Origin of the sequence: Arthrobacter sp. Soil764, from assembly GCF_001428075.1 — a bacterium.
Lineage (GTDB): Bacteria > Actinomycetota > Actinomycetes > Actinomycetales > Micrococcaceae > Arthrobacter.
On the sequence record NZ_LMSI01000020.1, the window covers coordinates 199,818 to 222,342 of the forward strand.

Sequence of the window (22,525 nt, forward strand, 5' to 3'; positions counted from 1 at the left end):
CGTGGGTAAACCGTTAGCAGTCGCAGGGCCTGAGTGCTAATTCTATCACTGAGTCCGGATGGCCCGGGCTTAGGCGCTGCCCGCCAAAGGCCGGTAACCGGACGGAGCCAGGACGGCCGGGACCGGCCGGTCGAACTCCTCGGCCGGAATCCGGCCCGCGGGCAGCAGTTCATCGTCGTAGATAACAGCGGCCAGTGGAATTTCCTTCCCCGCCGTGGCAAGGTGCCCCAGGAACTTGTCGTAGTACCCGCCGCCCTGGCCGATCCTGTTGCCGGCGAGGTCCACCGCGGTAGCAGGGATGAAAAGCATCGTTGCACCGCCCGCTGTATCCGGCCCGTGCCGCTGCCCTGCGGGTTCCAGGATTGGCGCGTATTTGCTCCGTTCGAAGCCGGTATCCGGCGTCCAAAACACCCAGCTCAACTCCCGGCCGGGCTCGCACACGGGAAGCAGCACCTGGTGCCCGCTGTGATGCAGGGCGTTGATCAGGGGCAGGGTGGGCGGTTCATGTCCCACGCCCAGGTACACGCAGGCAATCCCGGGGCGGTCCCCGGTGACCGTCCTTGCCCATGCTTCCCCATGGGCAGCCAGCGCCGCCCCGGCCGCTTCCAACTGCTCCGGCGTCAGGGCTGCCCGCCGTCGCCGGTGCGTCGCCCTGATATGGTCCTTGACCGCGTCGGTCTCCTGCAGCATGGTGTCCTTCCTGCGATGCCGTGTTCCGGCGGATTTTCAGGCCCCTCATGCGTGCCTGCCGCGCCGGTGGTTACTGAAATGCTTGACTGACGTTAGATTAGTCCGGTGAACACCAGTAACCCCAGAGTCCGCAAAGCCGTCATTCCCGCCGCGGGCCTGGGCACCAGGTTCCTGCCTGCCACCAAAGCCATGCCCAAGGAAATGCTTCCCGTCGTTGACAAGCCTGCCATCCAGTATGTGGTGGAGGAAGCCGTCCACGTGGGCCTCCATGACGTTCTGATGATTACGGGCCGGAACAAGCGGGCCTTGGAAGACCACTTTGACCGCGTTCCGTCCCTTGAGTCCACCCTCCAGGACAAAGGGGACACGGAGAAGCTTGCTGCCATCCAGGCCGCCAGCCAGCTTGGCGACATCCACTACGTCCGGCAAGGCGACCCCCACGGTCTGGGCCATGCGGTGCTCCGCGCAAAACAGCACGTGGGTGACGAAGCCTTCGCCGTCCTGCTGGGCGATGACCTGATTGACGCCCGCGACGAACTGCTCAGCACCATGATCGACGTACAGGCGAAAACGGGAGGGTCCGTCGTCGCCCTCATTGAAGTGGAACCCTCACAGATCAGCGCCTACGGATGCGCTGACATCCAGGAGATCGACGGCGAAGATTACGTCCGCGTCAACCGCCTGGTGGAGAAGCCTTCCCCAGAGGAAGCGCCGTCCAACCTGGCCCTGATTGGGCGCTACGTCCTGCACCCAGCCGTGTTCGAGGTCCTTGAGCACACAGAGCCGGGGCGGGGTGGGGAGATCCAGTTGACGGATGCCCTCCAGGAACTCGCCTCCGGTGACGGGGCGGGGCATGGCGTGTACGGCGTCGTGTTCCGGGGACGGCGCTACGACACCGGCGACAAACTCAGCTACCTCAAGGCCTGCATACAGCTCGCCATCGACAGCGACGACCTGGGCCCGGGCCTGCGGGAGTGGCTGCCAGGTTTCACCGCGGACCTTTCCCGGTAGCGCCATGCGCAGTGGTCCCATCTGGCCGGTCACGCTGGAGTGCGGTGATCTGGTTCTGCGGCCAATCAGGTACCGCGACAAACAGGAATGGATGGAGGTGCGCTCGCGGAACAGCGAGTGGCTGCAGCCATGGGAGGCCTCCAACCCGGACCCGTCCGGCGGGCTGCCCGATTACCGGCATATGGTCCGGTCGCTCAAAGTGCAGGCCGCCCAGGCCACGGCGCTTCCCTTCGTTATAACCGAGTGGAGTCCGGGCCTCAGGAGCCCTGCCATTGTGGGCCAGCTGACGGTGTCCTCGATTGTCTGGGGTTCGGCCATGATGGCAACTCTTGGGTATTGGGTCGACCAGGCGCGGGCGGGACGCGGGATAGCACCAACGTCGGTGGCGCTGGTGACCGACCACTGCTTCCGCGCCCTTGGCCTGCACCGGATGGAAATCAACATCCGGCCTGAAAACGGACCCAGCCTGCGGGTGGTGGAGAAGTTGGGGTTCCGGGACGAAGGGTACCGGCCCCGTTTCCTGCACATTAATGGCCAGTGGGCGGACCACCGTTCGTTCGCACTTACCGCCGAAGAAGTCCCGGAGGGCCTGCTGAGGCCCTGGTTGGCCTCGCGCCGGTCATAAATCCAACGGTTTGCCGCCGGCGGGACGACACACCGCCGGTAATGCGGCCTGAGCAGCCATGATGCTCATACGGTTTTGAGTGTGGACTTCCCCCTTAGCAGCTCAGTGATCCTTGTGGTTGCCGTCGCGCTCTGGATTGTTTGGGTTGCCCCTTACGTCCTCCGGAACCGCAGGCACCAGTTCCAGCCCGCCGGCGAGTTCCGGGCAGACGCCCCCGCCGAGGAGGGGCCGGAACCGCCCACCGGCCTGGTCTTGAACGTCGCCGCCCAGCAGGAGAAAGCCATGGAATCCAGGAAGAGCCCGGCATCCGGTGCCGGCACTGCCAGCACACCACCTCCGGCCCAGTTCCGCATCCGCTATGGGCGGACCGCGCTGGCCCTTGTGGGGCTGCTCTCCCTGGTCACTGCTTTCATCTCAGGTGTCCTGGCAGCGTTCGGCATTGGTACGGCTGCCCTTCCGCTCCTTTGCACGGTGCTGACCGTTGGCTCGGTGGCGTTGCTGCGTTTCCTCGCCGTCCGGGACCGTAAAGCAAAAGTCGATGCGGCGTTCCGCGCCGCCATGAGTGCCCCTGCACGCCGTCCGGAAATGGATGAAGCTATTCCGCCGAAGCCCGAGGCTGCGCCGGCCCGGCCGGAGAGCCCGCTTTTCGACGCCGAGGCAGGGGAGGCCAAGATCAAGCGGCTGACGGCTGTTGAGCTCCGCGAAGCAGCCCTCGCCGTCGCTGTGGCTGCCGGCGACGCCAGTGCTGCACAGGCGGCTTCGGCCGCTCCCGCGGGAACCCCCTGGGAGCCTGTGGAAGTCCCCAAGCCCGTTTACGTGGAGGCCGCCAAGGCGAAGCGCCCTGAGCCCCAGCCGCTGGAACTTCCTGACGCGCCCAAGGCGGTTGGCAAGCCGTCACTGAAGAAGGGGGCTGCCGGCGTCCAGGCAGCAGAGGCCGCGGAAGCGCAGCAGTTGAGCGACCAGCAGTTGGCCAAGGCACAGAGCGCCCTGAGCAACCTCGACGACGTTCTTCAGCGCCGCCGCGCATAGGGCCCGACGGCGGCCCGCATCTTCCGGGCAGGCGGCCAGTGCGCCAATTGGCATTGGGCCGGGAAAATTTGTAGCCTAGGGACACCGGTTCAGCACCTTCCTGGAGCACAATCCAGGTTGCGGCCGCTTCGGGGGCTATAGCTCAGTTGGTAGAGCGCTTCGTTCGCATCGAAGAGGTCAGGAGTTCGAATCTCCTTAGCTCCACAATTTGTAGGGGTTCTTGCGCCGTGAAGAGGCCTGGGGCCAACTCCGCTGGTCTTCTTGGTTGCAGTCACCGGCTTGCCTTGACCAAAGTCGCCGGCCTTTGCCGTGCGCGGGTCACCACCCTCGGCGAAGCACTTGATGACGATGTCGCGGTCAGTAACCATGCCCTTGAGCCGGTTGTCCTCACCGCAGATCGGCAGGGCTCCAACGTCCAGATCCTACATCACTGAGCGTTAGTGTCCAGATCGAATTGGAAGGTGCTACTTGGGAATAGCTGGCCGAGTTGACGCAGAACGCGGGGCCGCACTAGAACCAAACCTTCGCGCAGGGCAGCTGTTGCTTATGTAGTCCTGAAATCGGGTACAAGCCTTAGTAAGCCCGCTGGTGGATCTGGGAGGCCAACGGAAGTGAATCTGCGCATGAGGACTGGCATGACCAAAGGACACACGTACAACAGGGCCATAGGGTTGGTCCTGGCCGCCATGGTTGCCGGCACTGCCATTGCGCCGGCCGCCGGGGCAGCAGACAAGCCGGTCCTGCCCGGCCCCTCGACAGCAGCGAAATCGCCGGACGCCCAGCTGCCCACCGACCAGTTCATCGTGAACTTCAAGCCCTCCGTCGCCGGCAGCACCGCAGAACGGGAGAAGACCTACGCGAAGGTTTCCAACGCTGCCGCCATCCGCGTCAGGGAGATCAAAGCCACGGCCAATGATGCCAAGGTGGTCAAAGCAGGCCGTAAGCTCTCCATGGAGGAGTCCCGGCGCGTGCTGGAAAGCATCGCAGCAGATGACACGGTTGCATCTGTGGAGCCCGACGTCCTCATGCATCCGTCGTTCACACCCAACGACACCTACTACTCCAAGCAGTGGGCTCTGTCCGATCCCAGCGTCGGGATCCGGGTCCCGTCGGTCTGGGATAAAACCACGGGGGCCGGGCAAATCGTCGCGGTGATCGACACCGGCATCACGGCGCACAGCGATCTCAACGCGAACGTCATTGCGGGCTACGACATGATCGCCGACGTGACGTCTTCAGGTGATGGCGACGGCAGGGACGCAGACGCCTCCGACCCGGGCGACTACCGTGCCCCAGGTGCCTGCGGTTCAACCTCATCCACCAACTCTTCCTGGCACGGAACCCACGTCGCAGGGATCATTGCCGCCGTGGCCAATAACGCTGAGGGAGTCAGCGGCGCGGCTCCCGGCGTGAAGATCGAGCCGATACGCGCGCTTGGTGACTGCGGCGGCTACCTCTCGGACGTGTCTGACGGCATCACATGGGCTTCCGGAGGAACCGTCAGCGGCGTTCCCGCCAACGCCAACCCCGCGAAAACCATCAACCTGAGCGTCGGCGGAACGTCGGCCTGCCCGTCCACGCTGCAGGCTGCCATTGACGGCGCCGTGGGCCGCGGCTCCTCTGTTTTCGTGGCTGCCGGAAACGAGAACCAGCCCGCCGCAAACAACGCACCGGCCAACTGCAACAACGTCATCACGGTCGGCGCCACCAGCCAGACCGGGGCCAAGGCTTCGTACTCAAATTTCGGCACCGCGGTAGACGTCGTGGCCCCCGGAGGCGACACCGGGGCCGGGATCCTCTCCACCTTCAACGCCGGAACAACCTTCCCCGGCGCAGAGGCCTACGGCTACCTGATGGGTACCTCGATGGCCTCGCCGATGGCGGCTTCAGTGGGCGCCCTGATGAAGGCCGCTGACGCCTCCCTGACACCAGCCAGGATCGAAGCGAAGCTCAAGGCAACGGCCAGGCCCCTTCCAGGACCCTGCTCAGGAGGCTGCGGCGCCGGCCTGATCGATGCCTCTGCGGCCGTCGTCTTTCAGGCCCCGCAGACGCCGATTGCCGTCAAGGCAGCGTCCCTGGATGGCGCCCTTGGGGCGGCTACCACCGGAGAGGTCTACGGGCTCAGGGACAACGGCGGCTACCAGTGCTTCGAGCACGGATGCATCCTCTACTCGCCGGCGTCGGGGGCGCACACCTCAACCGGCGTGATCCGCGGCGTCTGGGCAGGGACCGGATTTGAGAGCGGTGGCCTCGGGTACCCGGTGACCGACGAAGTCGCTGGGCTGCGGGATGGGGGCGTGTATCAGAACTACCAGGGCGGAGCCATCATCTGGTCACCAGCCACCGGAGCGCATGTCTCGGTCGGGTCCATCCGCGCCCTCTGGGCAGCCACGGGTTTCGAGAACGGCCGCCTGGGCTACCCCGTAACGAACGAAGTAGGTGGCCTCCGCGATGGCGGCGTCTACCAGAATTATCAGGCTGGAGCCATCATCTGGTCGCCAACCACGGGAGCGCACATCTCAACAGGAGCTATCCGCGGCGAATGGGCGGCCTCCGGGTTTGAGGGCGGCCGACTGGGATACCCGGTCACCGACGAAGTCGGAGGGCTTCGCGACGGCGGCGTCTACCAGAACTACCAGGGCGGCGCCATCATCTGGTCGCCCGCCTCCGGAGCTCACATGTCCGTCGGCGGCATCCGCTCCATCTGGGCCTCCACAGGATTCGAATCGGGACGCCTGGGCTACCCGACAAGCGACGAGTATGCCACGGGAAATGACGGGAGGGTTGCACAGAACTACCAGGGCGGCATCATCCACTGGAGCCCGGGCGGCTCCTACATTTCCTGACAACAGTGGGACATAGGCTCCTGACAATGGACAACTTCGAGGAAATGGTGGGGGACCTCAAGGCTCCATCTGCCGGCTGCGGAACTTCCGCACAATGGCGCGGGCCAGCTCGGCCGGCAGCCCGGCGAGCATATCGGTCTTCGAAACCCTCACGATGGACAGCCTAGGCAGGAACACAAGGAATCGCAGCGGCACCACATCAGGAGCCGGGACTTTAGTCCCTGTCGGCCGGGCCAGGGTTCCAATTGACTGGGTCATTGGTGCGGGCATCGGGGCGCGCGCCATTCGGCCTCAATCACGGAGACTTCATCAGCTTATGAACCTCAAAGATCGCTGGGACAACCTTGACCACGCCACGCAGAAGTGGCTGCTCGATAATCCTGGATGCCAAATGCTCCCCCGGACTATCACCTCGTTAATCTCCAAGGAGTGTGGAGAGGACCTTGCGACCGGGCAGCACGGCCAGGCGTTGGTTTCCCGCGAGGACCAGGATTTTATCCGTTCGAAGATGGTCAACGCACACCCCTGACAGCCGCGGTTGCCTACGCAAAGGCCCCTCACCCCGGCCCCGGGGACATACCCGCCATCCAATGCGTGGAAGGATACTTTTCCCGCGCTTATCCTGTGTACGAAGGCGCCCTTCGCGGGATTATTCGCTCAGATCCGCGTAGGTTCGGGTGCAACGGCACCGATCATTGGGGGAGTTCATGGTATCGGGCAGGACAACGGGATGGACCATGGCAGCGGCATCACTGATGTTGGTTGCAGGGTGCGCACAGAATGCAGGACCGGCCCAACCCGCCCCATCCGCTCCCCACGCCGACCGGACGCAGGCCCCCGGCAGGCCGGCGCCGGTCTCCACCGCTGCCGGCGTCGAGCAAGAGCAGACGGCGGGAGGAGTGCCCACACCTTGAAGACTCCAGTCCATATCGGGGGCGCCGGTCCCAACGGCATCCCCTCGCGCCGCCATCCAACGTCAGGGCCGAGGTGATCTCTGCCGACGGCTCAGAAGTGAAAGTCAGCTGGGAGTCGAGTGACTCAGCCGTGGATTCGTGGGCCGTGGCGGTCAACGGACTCCCGGTTGGGAGGGTTGAAAAGGCGGCGCGCTCCCTCACGCTTACAGACATCCAACGGGATAAGGACGTCCGGCTGGAAATCTTCGGTATCACCGCCGAGGGCAAGGTCGGTGAGCGGGCCGGCACTGTACTGTCGGCCAGCCACTAAAAGCCACAGGGGTTTGTGTCTCCCGAACTGCAGACGGGTCGGCGAAACGCTGGTTGATGCCCATCCATTCCAGCCCGGCCCGCTTAGAGTGGGCCCATGGGAATCATCATCGGACTTCTTGTCATCTGGCTCATCCTGTCCATCGTCGGGTTCGTGGTGAAGGGCCTTATCTGGCTCGCTATTATCGGCCTGGTCCTCTTCGTCGCCACCGGCGTCTGGGGCTGGCTGAAGCGCAGAACCAACGCCTGACCGTCACCGCGTTACTGCCGAAGGACCCTGTCTTTTTCCCACGTCCGGCATGACGCTTGCTCCATGAGCCTCACCGAGAAGGATGGCCGCCTCCCAGTACTGGTTCCGCCGGTGCGGCAGAATTTCGCTTTCAACCGTGCCCTGCACCCCGACCGCCCATGGATCCGTGCAATCCGGATCCTCGTGGGGTTCATCGTGCTCGCCGCAATCGTCCAGAAGACCTTCGACGCCACCCTGCCCGGCAATGACGTGGACATCCCGCAGCTGTATTCGGAATTCACCGTGCAGGGGAATCTGGTGTTCGGGGTTGTCCTGATCATTTCAGGGGCGCGGCGGCGCACCCGGCTGCCACTGTGGTGGGACCAGATGTTCGGCGCGCTGGTCCTGTACCTGGTCATGACGGGCATCATCTACATCGTGCTTGTGGCTCCACCGGAAGAGCCATGGTGGACCTGGGATTTGTACTGGCCGCAGGTTGCCCACCACCGCCTGGCCCCGCTGCTGGCAGCCCTTGACTGGATCCTTGTCACCCGGACGGTCCGCGGTCCCTGGTGGCGGCCGCTTGCCTGGCTGGGCTACCCCGTGGCTTTCCTTGCCTTCTCATGGATCCGCGGTGGGCTCGATGGGTGGTACGTCTACGATTTCCTCGACCCAACGCTCGACGGCGGCTGGCTGAGGGTGCTGGGTGCCACCGGCCAGGTGCTCATCGCCTTCCTGGTGGTTTCCTTCCTGGTGCACGCCGCGGGCAATGCGCGGGTGGCGCTGGCAACCGGAAAGACTGCCCTGGCCGCAATCCCTAGAGCCAGCCCTTCTTCTTGAAGATGCCGTACATCAGGGCCCCTGCTGCCACCATGAGGACCAGCGCCAAGGGATAGCCGAAGGACCAATGGAGTTCGGGCATGTTGTCGAAGTTCATCCCGTAGATGCCCGCCACAAACGAGGGCGCAAAGAGGATGGCCGCCCAGGATGAGATTTTCTTGACCTGTTCGTTTTGCTCGGCGCTGGCTTCGTTCTGCCTGTTTGCGGTGAGTGTCCCGTCCAGGGTCAATGCGTTCTGCAGCAAATCCCGGAAGGAGTCCGCCCGGGAGATCACCCGCTCAACGTGGTCTTCCACGTCGCGCAGGCTGTGCCGCAGTTCGCTTTCCACCTGGTACTTTTCGAACCCGCGCTTCAACTGGTCCAGCATTTCCGGCAGGGGATGGATGGCCCGCTGGAACTGGATGACTTCCCGCGCCAGTTCGTAAATGCGTCGGGACACCGAGGAATCACCGCTGAACAGCTGGTCCTCAATCTCGTCAATGTCGTTTTCCAGCCCCGCCACCACCGGCGCGTAGTCGTCCACCACCCGGTCCAGCAGGGCATAGAGCACAGCTTCGGGCCCATGCTTGAGGAGGTCCGGCCGTCCTTCCAGCCGCTGCCGCACCCGGGCAACGCCGGCGGTTTCGGCATGCCGTACCGTCACCACAAAGTTTTTTCCGGTGAAGACGTGCAGTTCGCCGAACTCTACGGTTTCATTGGCATCCACGTAGCGCGCCGGCCGCAGGACGGTGAACAGGTTGTCGTCGTAACGCTCCAGTTTGGGCCTCTGGTGGGCCGAAACAGCATCCTCCACGGCAAGGGCGTGGAGCCCGAACTCGCTGGCCACCGCAGCCATTTCCTCCGCGGTGGGCCGGTAGAGACCAATCCAGGCCATCCCGCCGTGCCGGGACAGGGTCTCGAAGGTCTGCTCAAGACTGTCGGGCTCTGCGTGGCGGACGCCGTTGACATAGACGGCGTTATCGATGATGGTCATTCAGGAAATCCTAGCCGCCGGAACTGACGCATTGCTGAGGCCGCTGATGAGGGGCTCGGTCCGGTATGGGATGTGGGTGTGCAGGGCGAGAACGGTCTCGGTCCTGATGACGCCCTTGATTCTCAGGACCTGCCGGAGGGACGACTGGAGATTGTGGGTGTCCGTGGCCACCACCCGGCACCAGACATCGCCGCGGCCTGAGATCTCATGGACTTCCAGGACCTGAGGGATGAGCCGCAGCGCTGCCACCACGCCGTCGAGTTCCCGGTGCGAGACCTCGATGGTAACGAAAGCCACCACGTCGTAGCCCACGGCCTCCAGGTCAACCTCGCGTCCGCCCGGACGCAGCACCCCGGTACGCAGCAGGCGGCGCACCCGCGACTGGGCCGTATTGCGGGCGATGCCAAGGGACTCGCTGAGCTCGCCGATCTGGATCCGCGGATCCCGGATCAGGGCCAGGAGGATCTTCAGGTCCGTGGGGTCCAACTTGTTCAAGATCGTCACTCTCCATCACTCAGGGGTCCAAAACTTGATGATTTTGATCAATTATCCCTTCAGACCCGGCGATAAGTAGCAGCGGTGCCGCACTGTTGAACCATCACAGTTGTATCCGTGCCGGGCTCCCACAAGGACAACCTGCCGCGGCGACCCTAAGGCGGCACCATGACGGTCTTCAGCGAACTGCGCATGCGCCCGGCAGCGGCCCCTGCCGGGTGGAATGCCACCACTACGGCCAGGCTGGTGATTTCGGGGGCGGTCATCTTCATGCTCCTTGTGGGCGCCAACCTTGCCACGCCGCTGTACCCCCTGCTGCAGGCCAACCTGGGGTTGTCCAGCCTCGAGGTAACGGCGGCGTTCGCCAGCTATGTCCTGGCGTTGGTGGGGACGCTGCTGCTGGCCGGGCATTGGTCGGACCATATCGGCCGCCGCGCCGCACTCCTGGTTGCTGTCCTCGCCGGCCTGGCGGGTGGCTGGATCTTCGCCGAAGCCGGCACGCTGGTTGCCCTGTGTGCCGGACGTGCGCTGCAGGGAACCGCGGTTGCGCTTGCCACGGGCGCCAGCGCGGCGGCCCTGCGCGAACTGCTCCCGTCCCGGCCGGAATGGGCATCACGCTTTACCCTCCTGGCATCCTCCGGGGGAGTGGCGACGGGCCCGGTCATCGGCGGGCTGCTCTCGCTGCTTCCCGGCGCCACCACCGCTCCCTACGTCGTCCACTCGCTGCTGCTTGCCGCACTCCTGGTGCCGCTGTACCTGATCCGCGCACGCCCGGCCATTATGGTGCCGGCAGTGTCCCGGCCGCTGCACGCCCTGGCTCCGCGGCGCCCTTCCGTTTCCCGCCAGGCGAGGGGTGCTTTCTGGCTGGCGTCCGGCGTCGGCTTCCTGAGCTTTGCCGTGTTTGGCTTCTCGCTCTCACTGGCTCCGGGCTACTTCGCGCAGGTCCTGGGCACGGACTCCCGGCCGCTGATTGGCGTGCTGGCGGGCCTGCCCCTGGGGGCGTCGGCCCTGAGCCAGCTGGTGACCCTGCGGGGCCGCCTGGCCGTTCCCGCCGGGCTGGCTGTCCTCGGCGTCTCCGTCATGCTGCTCGGTGCCGCCGGCGCCTGGCACAGCCCAATGCTGCTGGTTGCCGCTGCAGTGACCGCTGGCCTGGGGCAGGGCATTGCGTTCCGGACCGTCTTCAATGACGTGGCAGCCAGGGTGGAGCCGGCCCGTCACGCGCAGATCATCAGCACCGTCTACGTCATTACGTACCTGGGGAGCGCGGCGCCGGTGCTGGGCCTGGGCTGGGCCAGTGCCGTGTTCGGCATGGCAGCGGCTGTCCAGAGTTTCGTCCTCCTGTGCGGGGTGGCGGCACTCGCCCTGTCCGCCGCCACGCTCACCGCCTCGTTAACCCGGGAGGGAAGCCAGAGGTAAGGCGCCTGATGCTGGCGCCCTGTCCGGGGATGAACTAGTCCGGAAGCGGGCCGTGGTTGCCCTGGATGTGTTCGAAAACCAGTGTGGTTTCGGTGTGCCCCACCACGGGGTCGGTCGCCAGATTGTCCAGGACCCAGTCCCGCAGGTCTTCGGTGCTTCCGACGGCGATGTGCAGCAGATAGTCCACGGAACCTGAGGTGTGGAAGGTGGACAGCACGGCGGGCAGGTGCGGCACGCGGGCAGTGAAGCGGTCAATCTGGTCCCGGTCATGGGCGCGGAGCCGTACGGCCACCAGGGCCTGCACTGACCTGCCGATGGCAGACAGGCTCAGTTTTGCCTCATAGCCCTGGACAATGCCGCGCTCGGACAGGGCCCGGGTGCGCATCAAAGCGGTGGAGGGCGCAATCCCCACCATTTCGGCGAGCTGCTTGTTGGAGATCCGGGCATCTGCCACGAGGGCCGCCAGGAGGCGCTCGTCAATGGCATCCAGCGGCTCCAGGTGCGCCCCGGGCCTGGTGTTCCTGGCATTCGTACTCACTGGGGTTCCTTCCACACGGTCCTTGGTTCATCCTAGACGCGGTATCTCCGCCAACGGCACCACCGGCCCGCGTCCTGCCGAAGATCCACACCATGCCCGCCGCCGCTGAAGCCGCTTAATTCGGGCCAGGGTCAGCGAGCGGCAGTTTCCGGACCCGAATGCACGACGGCGACAGTTGCGGCGGTGAGGCACGCCAGGACAATCACGGCTCCGGCGAGTGTGCTCCAGCCCCAGGCCTGGAAGACCAGGCCGCCGGCCCAGCCCAGGAGACTGGATCCCATGTAGTAAGCCAGGTTGTACAGCGATGCCGCCTGCGCACGGCCGGTGCTGGCGATGGCTCCAGTCCAGCCGGACCCGATGCTGTGGGCGGCGAAGAATCCGCCGGTGAACACCACCAGGCCGGTGAGGATCAGCACCAGGGAGGAGGTGAGGGTCAGGGCGAGTCCGCCGGCGGCGAGGGCCAGTCCACCCAGCAGTACGTTCCGGCGCCCGTACTTGGAAGTCATTCCCGCTGCCCAGCGGGAGGAGAAGGTGCCGGACAGATAGGCCAGGAAGATCAGGCTGATCACGGTAGCGGGCAGCCCGAACGGGGCGCCGGAGAGCCGGAAGCCCAGGTAGTTGTAGACGGCCACGAATCCGCCCATCATCAGGAAGGCCTGGGCGTACAGGGCCAGCAGCCGGATGTTCCGGAGATGTCCTCCGAGTGTCCGGGTGGCGCTGCGGAAGCCGGCGCGGGCCGGGACGAATCCCCGGGCCCTCGGCACGAGGACCAGGAAGGCGACGGCGGCAAGGGTCGCCAGCAGGGAAACGGCCAGGGCTGCCGACCGCCAGCCCCAGAGTTCGCCGGCGGGACCGGCCACAAGCCGGCCGGACAGTCCTCCCAACGTGGTGCCGGCAACATAGCTTCCCGCTGCAAGCGCGGCGTGGGCTTTGCTGACTTCTTCGTTGAGGTAGGCAATGGCGATGGCGGGGATGCCGCCCAGTGCCATGCCCTCCAGCAGCCGCAGGACCAGGAGCATGCCGAAGCTGGCGGACAGCGGCACCAGCAGTCCCAGGACGGTGGCTGCCGAGATGCCCCACATCATTGCCTTTACGCGCCCGATCCTGTCCGCCAGGAAGGACCAGGGAATGACGGTGGCAGCCAGCCCGACGGTGGCCAGGGAGATGGTGAGGGCAGCCTCGGCGGCGGTGACCTGAAGATCGGCCGCCAGGAGGGGCAGGACCGCCTGCGTGGAGTAAAGCTGCGCAAAGGTGGCAACGCCTGCGCAGGACAGGCCGGCCAGGATCCGCCCGTAGGACCGCGACCCCTTGGGATGGCCGTTCCAGGCGGGGGAAGCCTGGGTGCCGGGGCTCGCGTTCTGTGGCATCAAGCCAGCGTAGCCGTCCGGCAATGGATGCCTCCAATGCATACTTCGTGCCACACTCATATCAATAACGGAACGATATTCCGGTAGCGGAGGCGTCCGGCGGAGAGACAGGGGAGCGGCGATGGAACCGGATCGCAGGCAGTTGGCGCAGCTGCTGCCGCTCATGCCCATACTCGCCGAACTGGGCCGGACTGAACATGTGACGGAGACGGCGGAACTCCTCGGAGTACCCCAATCAACGGTGAGCAGGGCAGTGACCAGGGCCAGCGCCGCCATCGGCACCGAACTCCTGGCCCGGGACGGCCGCGGTGTCCGCCTGACTCCGGCAGCCCGCACCCTGTTGCCCTACATCGAGCAGGCGCTCGCGGAGTTCCAGGCCGGCCTGGACCTGGTCCGGAATGAGTCCCAAGTGGTCAGGGGCACTGTGTCCGTGTCTTTCCAGCACACGTTCGGCGAGGCCACCCTGCCGCTGCTGATCAGCGCCTTCCGTGCCCGGCACCCCGGGACCGGGTTTCGGCTCAGCCAGGGTGCCCGGAGCGCGTGCCTTGACGAGCTGTCGTCGGGAGAAGCCGACCTGGCCCTCACCGCTCCCGTGGCGCCCCCGGGCAAAAACCTCGATTCGGCACCCCTGTACCGCGAGCCGCTCCGGCTGGTGGTGCACCACGCCCACCCCCTGGCCCGGCAGCGCACTGCGCGGATGGCCGATATCCGGACGGAGCCGTTCGTTGCGCTGGGCCCCGGATACGGACTGCGTTCGCTGACCGACGCGCTGTTCCGGGAAGCAGGCTACCGGCCACGGATCGCGTTCGAAAGCCAGGATTCGCACACCGTCCGTGGGCTGGTCTCGGCCGGCCTCGGCGTCAGCATCCTGCCGCCTGGCGGGGATGCCCCCGGCAGGACCCTGCGCCCGGAGACAGGAGACCTGGGCTGGGTGGAAGTGCCGCTGGACTCCGCGCTCGCCTTCCGGGAAGTCGGAGTGAGCTGGCGGCGGCGCAAACCCGAAACCGAACCCGTTCCGGCCAGGCTCTTCCGTGAGCTGGTGGTTGCGCAGGGGCCCGGATTGCTGGCCGGGCTGGTCACCAGGGCCGGCCGCTGAACGGGCCATCATTCACGGCGGCCGCCAAGGGCGCGGCTGTCACGAAGGGTATGCGCCGCGCCCCAAAGCCACGCCGCAAGTACCCTTGTGACGTGACGAACACCCAGAACCCCTCCACCCCTCCTGTTCAGCACGCCGCGGGCTCGCCGGACACTCCACTGGACGGCATTACGATCGGGCTGGACATCGGCGGCACCAAGACGCACGGCGTCCGCTTTGAGGACGGAATCCCCGTCGCTGACGATTCTGCGGGAAGCTCCAATGTCCAGAACGTCAGCCGCGACCAGGCAGCCCGCAACCTGGCGGAGCTTTTCGGCAGGATCGGCGGCGGGCGCGTGGACCGGGTCTACGCGGGCTCCGGCGGCATCGATACGGACGACGACGCCGCCGCCCTGGCTGCCCTGATCCAGCCACTCGCCCCCGAGGCCAGCATCACCGTGGTCCACGACTCCCGCCTGCTGCTGGCGGCGGGACGTGCCAACACAGGAGTGGCGGTAATTGCCGGCACCGGCTCAGCCGCCTGGGGACGCAACGCCGACGGCGGCGAGGCCAGGGCAGGCGGCTGGGGATACCTGCTGGGGGATGAAGGGAGCGGTTATTGGCTGGGCAGGGAAGCGGTACGGCACAGCCTGCGGAGGATGAACCAGGGCCTGCCGATTGACCAGCTCACGGCAGCCCTCCTGGCATCCTGCGGACTGGACCACCCCAACAAGCTGATTGCCCTGTTCCACTCCCCGGACACGGGGCGGCGCTTCTGGGCGCAACAGGCCAGGAACGTTGTGGAAGCGGCCTCCGCCGGGCACCAGGACAGTGCAGAGCTGCTGGACCAGGCCGGCCGGGACCTTGCTGCGCTGGCCGGACAGGTGCTGGGCCAGCTGAAGATCCAGGGCCCCGTGATCCTGGGTGGCGGGCTGGGCATGAACGTGGCACCGCTGCAGGAATCCTTCCGCCGATACCTTGAAGCAGACGGCATCACGGACGTCAGGGTCCTGGACCAGGAACCTGTGTTCGGTGTCCTGCAGCTCCTGGCAGAGCCGGCCTGACGGCGATCGGGCGATAAACCATGGCTTCCGGCAGCGGGTTGGCAGACACGCGGGTCAGTCGACAGATTAACTAGTCGACGGCGCGCTTTCGCGGCGTCAGCCGGACGCCGGGGAGCGGGGGAGCGGGAATACGGCCGGCCTCCGCTCCGGCATCAGGACCGTGGCCGGGCACCAGGCCGTAGCGGGCGGCCGCCGTTTCGGCGTCCGGCAGCACTGCCTGCGCTTCCCAATCCTCCCGGGCCCGTTCCACTTCGTCATGGGTACGGCCCACGAAGTTCCACCACATGAGCAGTTCCTCGCCGAACGGCTCACCGCCGATCAGCAGGAACCGCGTGCCCGGGCGGGCCTCCAGCCGGAGTTCGCTGCGGCCGGTGCCCAGGTAGCCCAGCGGACCCGCCGGCAGGTCCTGCCCGTCCACCGCAAGGCCGCCGTCGAGCACCAGGATGCCATGCTCAAAGCCGGGGTTCAGCGGCAGCACTGCATCCCCCTCACAGGAAACGTCCGCGCCAACAATCGGCGAAAACACTGTGGCGGGGGACACCACGCCTGCAAGTTCCCCCACCATGACGGTGGCCGTGAAGCCGTGGCCGGCGGCGCGCGGCAGCTCCCGGTGCTGTTCAAATGCCGGCTCCCGGTGCCGGTCCCCGTCCGGAAGGGCAACCCACAGCTGCAGGCCGCGCTGCAGCGGCAACTCCCCGCCGGCGGGAAGCACGGCGAACTCTGAGTGCGACACGCCCTGCCCTGCGGTCATGATGTTCAGCTCCCCGGGACGCACCACCACGTCGCTGCCTACGCTGTCCCGGTGCCGGATGTGCCCGGCAAGCGGCCAGGTCACCGTCTGCAGCCCGATATGCGGATGGGGGAGGACGGACATGGCGGTCCGGTCCGGTCCGAAGCTGTCCAGGAAGCACCAGGCCCCGATCGTGGGAAGTCCCCGTTGGGGCAGGGTGCGCTTGACGTTCATGGCGCGGACCCCGCCAAGGGGCACCTCGCGTTCCGGCCACAGCTGGAGGCAGGGGCCCGACGTCCCTCCCGAAGGGGCGGGCGGACAAACTTCCTGCTGGGGTGAAACTTCCAAGTTGGTCACGCCTCCACTTTAGGCCTGCCCGGCTTGGGCTACCCATCCGTACGCATATGGGTACCGAATGGTCACAGTAGGGATTCCTTTGCGGGGATTAGGGCTCCACCTGCTGAAGCCTGCCCCCGTTTGGGCTAGCGTAACTATCAGCGTGCTGATGGCAAGGTCACGGTGCTGTCAACAGCCCGTCCAAGAGAACAGGTAAGTCCGCACCATGGACCAGGCGATGATCGAGTTCCAGAGCGTCACCAAGCAGTACCCGGGCGGCCAGCCCGCGGTGGACGGGCTCACCATGTCCATCGCAAAAGGGGCCGTCACGGTCTTCGTGGGCCCCTCCGGCTGCGGCAAAACAACCTCCCTGCGGATGATCAACCGCATGGTGGAACCCACCTCGGGGACCATCACCGTGGACGGCCGGGATGTCACCTCGGTACCGGCGGCGGAACTGCGCCGCTCCATGGGCTACGTGATGCAGTCGGCGGGATTGCTGCCGCACCGCTCCGTCCTGGACAACATCGCCACCGTTCCCCGGCTGAACGGCGTCTCCAAGGCCGACGCCCGGAGGCGGGCGGAGGAGCTCCTGGATGTGGTGGGCCTGGCGCACTCCCTGGGCAGGCGGTACCCGTCCCAGCTCTCCGGGGGCCAGCAGCAGCGCGTTGGCGTAGCACGCGCGCTCGCCGCCGACCCGCCCGTACTGCTCATGGATGAGCCGTTCAGCGCGGTGGACCCCGTTGTCCGGGACGAACTCCAGCAGGAACTGCTGCGCCTGCAGAAGGACCTGGCCAAGACCATTGTGTTCGTGACCCATGACATCGACGAGGCCACCATCCTCGGCGACAAGGTTGCCGTCTTCGCAACTGGCGGCAAGCTGGCCCAATATGCCACCCCGGAGGAAATCCTGCGGGCGCCGGCCAACAATTTCGTCGCATCCTTCGTGGGCCGGGACCGTGGCTTCCGCCACCTGGGCTTCACCCCGTCCGACGGCGTGGCCATCCATCCCGTGCCCACGATTGTCCGCTCCCCGTCAGGATTTGAGTCGGATTCCAGCGCTGCAGGTGACTGGCAGCTGGTGGTGGACGCGGACATGCACCCCCTGGGATGGTCCGCGCCGGGCACCGAGACCGAGCTTGTTCCGGGCGGGTCGCTGTTCCGCCCCGGGGAGAGCCTGCGGCGAACATTGGACGCCGCCCTGTCCTCGCCGTCGGGCCTCGGTGTTGCCGTGGATCCCGACGGCCGGGTCCTGGGCGTGGTCCGCGGCGGTGAGGTCCTGGCACTGATCGAAGAAGCGCGCCAGGTGCGGCAGGCTGCCCTCTGATGGAATGGTTCCTGGCCAACACCGGCATGATCCTGGAGCGCGGCGGCCAGCACCTGGTGCTGGCACTCATTCCCATGGTCCTGGGCCTGCTGATTTCCATCCCGCTGGCGCAGTTGGCACGGAAGAACAGGCCCCTCCGCTCCCTGGTGCTGACGGCCTCCTCACTCCTCTACACCATTCCCTCGCTGGCCCTGTTCATCATCCTGCCCACCATCCTGGGCACCCGGATCCTGGATCCCCTCAACGTGGTGGTGGCACTGACCATCTACGCGGTGGCACTTCTGGTCCGCGCCGCCCTGGATGCCTTCGATTCCGTCGACGCGGACGTCAGCCAGGCCGCCCAGGCCATGGGGTTCAAGCCCCTGGCCCGGTTCCTGCAGGTTGACCTGCCGCTGTCCCTGCCGGTCATGTTCGCCGGGCTGCGCGTGGTATCCGTCAGCAATATCTCGCTGGTCAGCGTTGCGGCCCTGCTGGGTGTCGGCAACCTGGGCATGCTCTTCACGGATGGACTCCAGCGCGACTTCGTCACCGAGGTGGTGGTGGGGATCGTGGCCATCCTGGTCCTCGCGCTGGTGATGGATGCTCTCCTCGTCCTGCTGGAACGCATCCTCACCCCATGGGAGCGGGCAGGAACGCGGCGGGGCCGCTCCCACGGGGACAACGTTGGGCCGGCCGCAGCGAAGCCGGGGACGGCCATGGCGGGAGAAACAGCGTGAGCAACGTCTTTTCCGATACCTTCGCCTGGCTCGCCGACCCGCTGCACTGGTCCGGAAGCATGGGCATCCCCGCCCGGCTGGGTGAGCACCTGCAGTACACGGGGCTCGTGATGCTGATCGCCACTGCCATCGCCGTCCCGGTGGGGCTCTTTGTCGGCCATACCGGCAGGGGCCGGGTGGCCGTCGTCGCGCTGGCGGGAGCCCTGCGTGCCCTTCCCACCCTTGGCCTGCTCACCCTGTTCGTGCTGCTGGCCGGAATTGGGCTGATGCCGCCTATCTGGGCGCTGGTGATCCTCACCGTGCCCCCGCTGCTGGCCGGAACGTACGCCGGCATCTCCAGCGTGGACCGGAACGTGGTGGACGCCGCCCGGGCCATGGGGATGACTGAACTGCAGGTCCTGTTCCGCGCCGAGCTGCCCAACGCGCTCACCGTCATGTTCGGCGGATTCCGGACCGGCGTGCTGCAGGTGATCGCCACCGTCTCCGTCGTCGCTTACATCAATCTTGGCGGCCTGGGCCGATACCTCTTCGACGGCCTCGTCCTGAGCGATTTCCCCCAAATGCTGGGAGGTTCCCTCCTCATCGCGGTGCTGGCGATCGCCGTCGACCTCGTCCTGTCCCTTTTCCAGAGGCTGTTCCTGACCCGGGGCGCCTTGAAGCTGTCCTACCGCAGCCAGGAGGCTGCGGTTGATCTCACAGACCCCGTTGTTGCGGAGACTGTTGTACAAGGAGGTAAGTCATGAAAGATAGCCGTCCCCAGCGCCTTGGCAGGCGGGCGTTCAGCGGCCTGGCCGCCGGGCTTGGCCTGGCAGTGGCATTGTCCGCATGTGGAGGCTCGTCCGACCCGCTGAAGAACCCACCTGCATCCAGCAGCGGCGCATCGGGTGGGGCAACATCGCTGGTGGTGGGTTCCGCCGACTTCCCGGAGAGCCAGATCATCGCCGAGCTGTACGCCGGTGCCTTGAACGCCAATGGCATCACCGCCACTACCAAACCGAACATCGGCTCCCGCGAGGTCTACTTCAAGGCGGTCCAGGACGGGTCCGTTGACGTGGTGCCGGATTACAGCGGCAACCTGCTGCTGTACGTAGACAAGGAAGCCAAGGAAGTCTCCGCCGCTGACATCGCCAAGGCGCTGCCCGGCAAACTGCCGGACGCCCTGGGCGTACTGGACGTGTCCAAAGCCGAGGACAAGGACGCCATGGTTGTCACCAAGGCAACCGCCGAGAAATACCAGTTGAAGTCCATCGAGGACCTCGCCAAGGTCTGCAGCGAAATCGTGGTGGGGGCCCCGGCCACGTTCGCCGAGCGCGCCTACGGCCTGCCCGGATTGAAGAAGAACTACAACTGCGTCCCCAAGAAGCTGGAGCCATTCAGCGACGGCGGCGGTCCGGTGACGCTCAAGGCGCTGCTGGAGGACAAGGTGCAGGTGGCCGATATCTACACCACCACACCTTCCATCGCAGACAACGACCTTGTGGTGCTGGAGGACCCGAAGAACAACTTCATCGCCCAGCAGGTCCTCCCGCTGTACAACAAGGCGAAGATGACGGACAAGGCCAAGCAGGCGCTGAACTCCGTGTCCAGCACGCTGACCACCGATGACCTGATCAACCTCAACCGGGCTGTCAGTGGCAGCCAGAAGCAGGACGCCAAGGCGGCGGCAACCGCCTGGCTGAAGGACAAGGGCATCGTTAAGTAACACGTTCCCTGCCTGCGTGGGCAGGCAACAAATTGGTGATGACGACGGCGGCTGCCGGACCTGCAAGGGCCCGGCAGCCGCCGTCGTCCATGTGGCAGACGTCTCAACGGCCGTCCATCCTTCCTGTGGCATATTTGAGGGATGGCAGAATTCAGGCAGTCCACGAAGCTCAACAACGTCCTCTATGACATCCGTGGACCCATCCTGCAGGCCGCCCAGCAGATGGAGGCGGAGGGCCACCGCATCCTCAAGCTGAACATCGGGAACCCGGCCCCGTTTGGCTTCGAGGCGCCGGACGCCATTCTGGTGGACATGATCCGGCACCTGCCCCACGCCCAGGGCTACAGCGATTCCCGCGGCATTTTCTCCGCGCGCACCGCCGTCTCGCAGTACTACCAGACCCGTGGCATCCAGAACATCCATGTCGATGACATCTACCTGGGCAACGGCGTCAGCGAGCTCATCACCATGTCCCTCATGGCCCTTTTGGACGACGGTGACGAAGTCCTGATCCCAACCCCCGATTACCCGTTGTGGACGGCGTCCGTGGCACTGGCCAGCGGCAAGCCGGTGCATTACCTCTGCGACGAGGAATCCGGGTGGCAGCCCGACCTCGATGACCTGGAAGCCAAGATCACGCCACGCACCAAGGGCATCGTGGTCATCAACCCGAACAACCCCACGGGTGCGGTGTATCCGGAAGAGACGCTGAAACGGATCGTTAACCTGGCGCATAAGCACGGCCTGGTAATTTTCGCGGACGAGATTTACGAGAAGATCCTGTACGAGGATGCCGTCCATGTGAACCTTGCCAAGCTCACCGACGACCATGTCCTGTGCCTGACTTTCAGCGGGCTTTCCAAGGCCTACCGGGTCTGCGGCTACCGCGCAGGATGGATGGCGATTTCAGGGCCCAAGAAGGACGCTGCGGACTACCTGGAGGGCATTAACCTTCTCGCCAACATGCGCCTGTGCGCCAACGTCCCGGCCCAGCACGCCATCCAGACGGCGCTGGGCGGTTACCAGAGCATCAACGACCTGATCCTCCCCGGCGGCCGGCTCCTGGAGCAGCGCAACAAGGCGTACGACATGCTGAACGCCATTCCCGGCGTCAGCACCCAGCAGGCCCGGGGAGCCCTGTACCTCTTCCCGCGGCTTGACCCGGAGGTCTACCACATCCGGGACGACGAGAAATTTGTCCTCGACCTCCTTCGTGAGCAGAAGATCCTGGTCTCGCACGGCCGGGCCTTCAACTGGGTGCGCCCGGACCACTTCCGCATGGTGACGCTGCCCAACGTCAAGGACATTGAAGAGGCCATTGGCCGCATGGGGGACTTCCTAAGCAGGTACCAGGGGAACTAGCCTGTGCTCACGGGCCCGCCGGTCCGTTGCATCCTGCGGAAAGGACTCCCATGGCCCGCGTCGTCGGCTTTGACCAGCACCCTGCAGAGACCCTTCGGGTAGGGAAGGGGTTTTCCCTTGCCGCGGTGGATCCCGGGTCAACACCGGGGTACAGCGGCAACAAGGTCGACGGGAGGCTGCTGTTGACGGAGATGGACGATGAACTTTCCGAACTGCAGGAAAAGCTCTTTGCCGAATCACGCTTCGGCGGGACCAAAAGGGTCCTGCTGATCCTGCAGGCTATGGACACCGCCGGCAAGGGCGGCATCGTCAGCCACGTCATGGCCGCCATGAACCCGCAGGGCGTCCAGTTCAAGGCGTTCAAGGCCCCCACGGACGAAGAAAAGTCGTACGACTTCCTGTGGCGGATCGAAAAGGAAGTACCGGCCGCCGGGATGGTGGGTGTGTTCGACCGCTCCCACTACGAGGACGTCCTGATCCACCGTGTCCACGGCTGGGCCAGCCCGGACGAGATCAAGCGGCGCTACGTGGCCATCAATGAGTTCGAGGCGCGGTTGGGGGACTCGGGAACGAAGGTCGTTAAGGTGATGCTCCACATCAGCGGTGCGGAGCAAAAGGAAAGGCTGATGGCCCGGCTGGATGATCCCTCCAAACACTGGAAGTACAGCCGGGGCGACCTGGACGAGCGGGCCCACTGGGAGGACTACATGGCCGCGTACCAGGCGGCCATCGACGAAACGAGCACGCCGAATGCGCCGTGGCACGTTGTTCCGGCGAACAAGAAGTGGTTTGCCCGGATTGCCGTCCAGCAGCTGCTGCTCGGCGCCTTGTCAGACATGTCGCTCGAGTGGCCCAAGGCAGAATTCGACGTCGCTGCCGAGCGGGAGCTCGTGGCGCGTTCCTGACACCCCCTGGCCCGGGTGCTGCCGGT

The 22,525-nt window shown here is 65.7% G+C and carries 23 protein-coding genes and 1 tRNA gene; 18 read left to right on the forward strand and 6 right to left on the reverse strand.

What is annotated here, in order from left to right:
• Window positions 1–69 precede the first annotated feature (69 nt).
• On the reverse strand, window positions 70–690 hold the full coding sequence (locus tag ASG86_RS12325; RefSeq protein WP_056334500.1) for a 5-formyltetrahydrofolate cyclo-ligase: 621 nt from the start codon (window positions 688–690) through the stop codon (window positions 70–72).
• 105 nt (window positions 691–795) lie between these two features.
• Between ASG86_RS12325 and galU the strand changes: the two genes are divergently transcribed.
• The 9 genes from galU to ASG86_RS12370 all read left to right on the forward strand — a co-directional run bounded on the left by galU (window position 796) and on the right by ASG86_RS12370 (window position 8,493).
• Window positions 796–1,701 carry a UTP--glucose-1-phosphate uridylyltransferase GalU gene (gene galU / locus ASG86_RS12330; protein ID WP_056334504.1) on the forward strand — a complete coding sequence of 302 codons (906 nt, stop codon included), beginning with the start codon at window positions 796–798 and terminating at the stop codon, window positions 1,699–1,701.
• Window positions 1,702–1,705: 4 nt separating this feature from the next.
• Window positions 1,706–2,326, forward strand: a complete 621-nt coding sequence (locus ASG86_RS12335) for a GNAT family N-acetyltransferase (RefSeq protein WP_056334506.1) — start codon at window positions 1,706–1,708, stop codon at window positions 2,324–2,326.
• A gap of 105 nt (window positions 2,327–2,431) precedes the next feature.
• Window positions 2,432–3,355, forward strand: a complete 924-nt coding sequence (locus tag ASG86_RS12340; RefSeq protein WP_082566799.1) for a hypothetical protein — start codon at window positions 2,432–2,434, stop codon at window positions 3,353–3,355.
• Between the two features lie 131 nt (window positions 3,356–3,486).
• A tRNA-Ala gene (locus tag ASG86_RS12345) sits at window positions 3,487–3,559 on the forward strand.
• Between the two features lie 431 nt (window positions 3,560–3,990).
• Window positions 3,991–6,201 (forward strand): S8 family serine peptidase, encoded by a 2,211-nt coding sequence (locus ASG86_RS12350; protein WP_056334509.1) that lies wholly within the window; start codon window positions 3,991–3,993, stop codon window positions 6,199–6,201.
• 316 nt (window positions 6,202–6,517) lie between these two features.
• On the forward strand, window positions 6,518–6,730 hold the full coding sequence (locus ASG86_RS12360) for a hypothetical protein (RefSeq protein ID WP_056334514.1): 213 nt from the start codon (window positions 6,518–6,520) through the stop codon (window positions 6,728–6,730).
• A 458-nt stretch (window positions 6,731–7,188) separates the two neighbouring features.
• Window positions 7,189–7,425, forward strand: a complete 237-nt coding sequence (locus tag ASG86_RS12365) for a hypothetical protein (protein WP_056334517.1) — start codon at window positions 7,189–7,191, stop codon at window positions 7,423–7,425.
• A gap of 96 nt (window positions 7,426–7,521) precedes the next feature.
• A complete protein-coding gene (locus ASG86_RS20545) occupies window positions 7,522–7,674 on the forward strand; it encodes an LPXTG cell wall anchor domain-containing protein (protein ID WP_110541234.1) in 153 nt (50 codons plus the stop codon).
• A gap of 63 nt (window positions 7,675–7,737) precedes the next feature.
• Window positions 7,738–8,493 carry a Pr6Pr family membrane protein gene (locus ASG86_RS12370; RefSeq protein WP_056334521.1) on the forward strand — a complete coding sequence of 252 codons (756 nt, stop codon included), beginning with the start codon at window positions 7,738–7,740 and terminating at the stop codon, window positions 8,491–8,493.
• Here ASG86_RS12370 and corA read toward each other — a convergent pair.
• Together corA and ASG86_RS12380 are read right to left on the reverse strand one after the other, a co-directional pair.
• Window positions 8,471–9,466, reverse strand: coding sequence for a magnesium/cobalt transporter CorA (gene corA, locus ASG86_RS12375; RefSeq protein WP_056334524.1), 996 nt, complete (start codon window positions 9,464–9,466; stop codon window positions 8,471–8,473). The genes ASG86_RS12370 and corA overlap by 23 nt on opposite strands.
• Window positions 9,467–9,961: an Lrp/AsnC family transcriptional regulator gene (locus tag ASG86_RS12380; RefSeq protein WP_200946258.1), complete on the reverse strand. Its 495-nt coding sequence runs from the start codon at window positions 9,959–9,961 to the stop codon at window positions 9,467–9,469.
• A 168-nt stretch (window positions 9,962–10,129) separates the two neighbouring features.
• Between ASG86_RS12380 and ASG86_RS12385 the strand changes: the two genes are divergently transcribed.
• On the forward strand, window positions 10,130–11,377 hold the full coding sequence (locus ASG86_RS12385) for an MFS transporter (protein WP_056334534.1): 1,248 nt from the start codon (window positions 10,130–10,132) through the stop codon (window positions 11,375–11,377).
• Window positions 11,378–11,411: 34 nt separating this feature from the next.
• Here the strand turns inward: ASG86_RS12385 and ASG86_RS12390 are convergent, their stop codons facing one another.
• Window positions 11,412–11,915, reverse strand: coding sequence for an Lrp/AsnC family transcriptional regulator (locus tag ASG86_RS12390; RefSeq protein WP_026265760.1), 504 nt, complete (start codon window positions 11,913–11,915; stop codon window positions 11,412–11,414).
• A 131-nt stretch (window positions 11,916–12,046) separates the two neighbouring features.
• Window positions 12,047–13,282 carry an MFS transporter gene (locus ASG86_RS12395; protein WP_056335471.1) on the reverse strand — a complete coding sequence of 412 codons (1,236 nt, stop codon included), beginning with the start codon at window positions 13,280–13,282 and terminating at the stop codon, window positions 12,047–12,049.
• A 121-nt stretch (window positions 13,283–13,403) separates the two neighbouring features.
• Between ASG86_RS12395 and ASG86_RS12400 the strand changes: the two genes are divergently transcribed.
• Entirely contained in the window at window positions 13,404–14,378 is a 975-nt protein-coding gene (locus ASG86_RS12400; RefSeq protein ID WP_056334537.1) for a LysR family transcriptional regulator, read from the forward strand.
• A gap of 92 nt (window positions 14,379–14,470) precedes the next feature.
• On the forward strand, window positions 14,471–15,421 hold the full coding sequence (locus ASG86_RS12405) for an N-acetylglucosamine kinase (RefSeq protein WP_056334540.1): 951 nt from the start codon (window positions 14,471–14,473) through the stop codon (window positions 15,419–15,421).
• A gap of 70 nt (window positions 15,422–15,491) precedes the next feature.
• Here the strand turns inward: ASG86_RS12405 and ASG86_RS12410 are convergent, their stop codons facing one another.
• Entirely contained in the window at window positions 15,492–16,508 is a 1,017-nt protein-coding gene (locus ASG86_RS12410; RefSeq protein ID WP_056334543.1) for a pirin family protein, read from the reverse strand.
• A gap of 205 nt (window positions 16,509–16,713) precedes the next feature.
• Here ASG86_RS12410 and ASG86_RS12415 point away from each other — a divergent pair, with 205 nt between their 5' ends.
• The 6 genes from ASG86_RS12415 (at window position 16,714) to ASG86_RS12440 (ending at window position 22,499) form a co-directional block, all read left to right on the forward strand.
• Entirely contained in the window at window positions 16,714–17,814 is a 1,101-nt protein-coding gene (locus ASG86_RS12415) for an ABC transporter ATP-binding protein (RefSeq protein ID WP_056334546.1), read from the forward strand.
• Window positions 17,814–18,530, forward strand: coding sequence for an ABC transporter permease (locus ASG86_RS12420; RefSeq protein ID WP_056334549.1), 717 nt, complete (start codon window positions 17,814–17,816; stop codon window positions 18,528–18,530). Before ASG86_RS12415 ends, ASG86_RS12420 begins: the two co-directional genes overlap by 1 nt.
• Window positions 18,527–19,273 (forward strand): ABC transporter permease, encoded by a 747-nt coding sequence (locus ASG86_RS12425; RefSeq protein WP_056334554.1) that lies wholly within the window; start codon window positions 18,527–18,529, stop codon window positions 19,271–19,273. The genes ASG86_RS12420 and ASG86_RS12425 overlap by 4 nt, the downstream gene beginning before the upstream one ends.
• Window positions 19,270–20,232, forward strand: a complete 963-nt coding sequence (locus ASG86_RS12430) for an ABC transporter substrate-binding protein (protein WP_056334555.1) — start codon at window positions 19,270–19,272, stop codon at window positions 20,230–20,232. Before ASG86_RS12425 ends, ASG86_RS12430 begins: the two co-directional genes overlap by 4 nt.
• 141 nt (window positions 20,233–20,373) lie before the next feature.
• A complete protein-coding gene (locus tag ASG86_RS12435; protein WP_056334559.1) occupies window positions 20,374–21,594 on the forward strand; it encodes a pyridoxal phosphate-dependent aminotransferase in 1,221 nt (406 codons plus the stop codon).
• Window positions 21,595–21,644: 50 nt separating this feature from the next.
• Window positions 21,645–22,499, forward strand: coding sequence for a polyphosphate kinase 2 family protein (locus tag ASG86_RS12440; RefSeq protein ID WP_056334562.1), 855 nt, complete (start codon window positions 21,645–21,647; stop codon window positions 22,497–22,499).
• The last annotated feature ends 26 nt before the right edge of the window (window positions 22,500–22,525 follow it).